Below are 1,795 nucleotides of genomic sequence, written 5' to 3' on the forward strand. Positions count from 1 at the left end.
GGCCGCCGCACGTCGCCGTGCCGCGGCTCGGGCGAGGCCGGCACCTCGGCCAGCAGCTCGGGCGGCGCCGGGTCGTTCAGGTCGGGGTGCCCGGCCAGGATCTGGTTGTGCAGGTCGCGCAGTTCCAGGACCGGTTCGATGCCCAACTCCTCGCGGAGCAGATGCCGGGTCTCCCGGTAGAGGCTCAACGCGTCGGCCTGCCGGCCGCTTCGGTAGAGGGCGAGCATCAGCAGGCCGCGCAGCTTCTCCCGCAGCGGTTCCTTGGTCACCGCCTCGGCGAGCACGGTGACCGCGTCCGCCGGCCGGTGCAGGTCGAGCAGGAGCTCGGACAGCTCCTCCATCACGGTCAGCCGCAGCTCCTGCAGGCGGGTCCGCTCCACCGCGGCGAACGGCCCGGGCACGCCGAAGTAGGCCTGGCCGCGCCACAACCGCAGCGCCGCCTGGTAGACCTCGGCCGCCTTCGCGCCCTCTCCCGCATCGCGCATCCGGCGCGCCTGGCGGTGCTGGGTCGCGAAGAGGGTCGTGTCCAGGTCGTCCGGGTTCATGAACAGGGCGTACCCGCCACCGGTGGAGACCAGGACGTCACCGAGGTCCCGGCGGCTGCGTCCCGGTTCCAGCACCCGCCGCAGACCCGCGACGTAGGTGTGCACCCCGTTGGCCGCGGTCGGTGGCACCTCGCTGCCCCAGACCGCGTCGATGATCTCCTCGAAGCCGACCACGTCGTTGACCCGGCTGGCCAGCAGGCCGAGCAGGGCCCGCTGCTTCGGCGGGCCGAGCGTGATCTCGTCCCCGTGCCGCCATGCGCGCATGGGCCCGAGCACGGCCAAACACAGTTGTTCCTGACGTTGTCGCACCGAACGCCTCCCCCGCGTCCGCGCGGGCCCCGCGGGCCGGGTGACACCCGGCCCCGCGGGCCCGGCGGCAGACCACCCGTCGTTGCCACCCGCCGCCTCCCACGCCTGGACGGTCGACCCGCACAGGCGCGTGGGCCGAGCCGGCCGGAACGTCATCCCGGTGGGCTTTTGGATGGGGGCCCGAAAACCGGCAGGATACGGTCGGAATCCGGACGCCCCAATTGGGTACTGTTGATTCTGGTTCTTTTATTGTCGCCCTGCGTTTCCTTTCGGCGATGCCGCGCGGGCGGGTCGGCGTGGCGACGGTGGAGCACCGGCCCCGGCACCGACGGCATCAGCAGGATCGGAGAAGACTCTCCCAGGGAAGGCGCATCCGCAGCCACTCCCATATTGCTACGGTAAGGAATTACCTGCGGTGGGTAGTCATCGACCACGGGCTATTTGTGTCGCACTCCCGACAAACGCCGCATGGGAGGTATGCGGCATTCAACCGGAAGCGACATCTGCTGGAAACATGGCTGTCGGCACTGTTTACCGGACGGCTCGTCAGGCCCGGCGAAATGCCGTGAACGTTTCCCGCGGCAGATTCCCGCAGCGCATCTACGCGGACGCGCGTGGTGGGATATTGTGGTTGATCCGGAACATGTTCCCCGGGTCGTACTCGGTCTTGACGGCCACCAGCCGCTCGTACGCGGTGGGGTCGAACGCCGCCCGCACGGTCTCCTCGGTGGCGTCGTGCACGCCCAGGAAATTGAACAGGCCCGGGGCCAGCCATGGCCGCAGCCGCTCGTGCAGGCCCTCGTGGGCCGCCCGCAGCGCATCCAGGTCGACGCCGTCGGCCAGCGACATCGAGGAGAGGCTGAACACCGCGTCCCGGCCGCCGACCGCGTTCGGCACCGCCGGTGGGCGAGCGTACGCCCCGCCCAGGTGGCGCAGCTCCA

General features: G+C 70.6%; 2 protein-coding genes. Both read right to left on the reverse strand.

Going from position 1 to position 1,795, the window contains the following annotated elements; translation table 11 throughout:
* On the reverse strand, window positions 1-809 hold an 809-nt coding region (locus AB0I76_RS29215), incomplete at its 3' end, for an AfsR/SARP family transcriptional regulator (RefSeq protein WP_357042169.1).
* 645 nt (window positions 810-1,454) lie between these two features.
* On the reverse strand, window positions 1,455-1,795 hold a 341-nt coding region (locus AB0I76_RS29220), incomplete at its 5' end, for a BBE domain-containing protein (protein WP_357042172.1).

The organism is Micromonospora sp. NPDC049799 (assembly GCF_040656655.1).
Taxonomy (GTDB): Bacteria; Actinomycetota; Actinomycetes; order Mycobacteriales; family Micromonosporaceae; genus Micromonospora.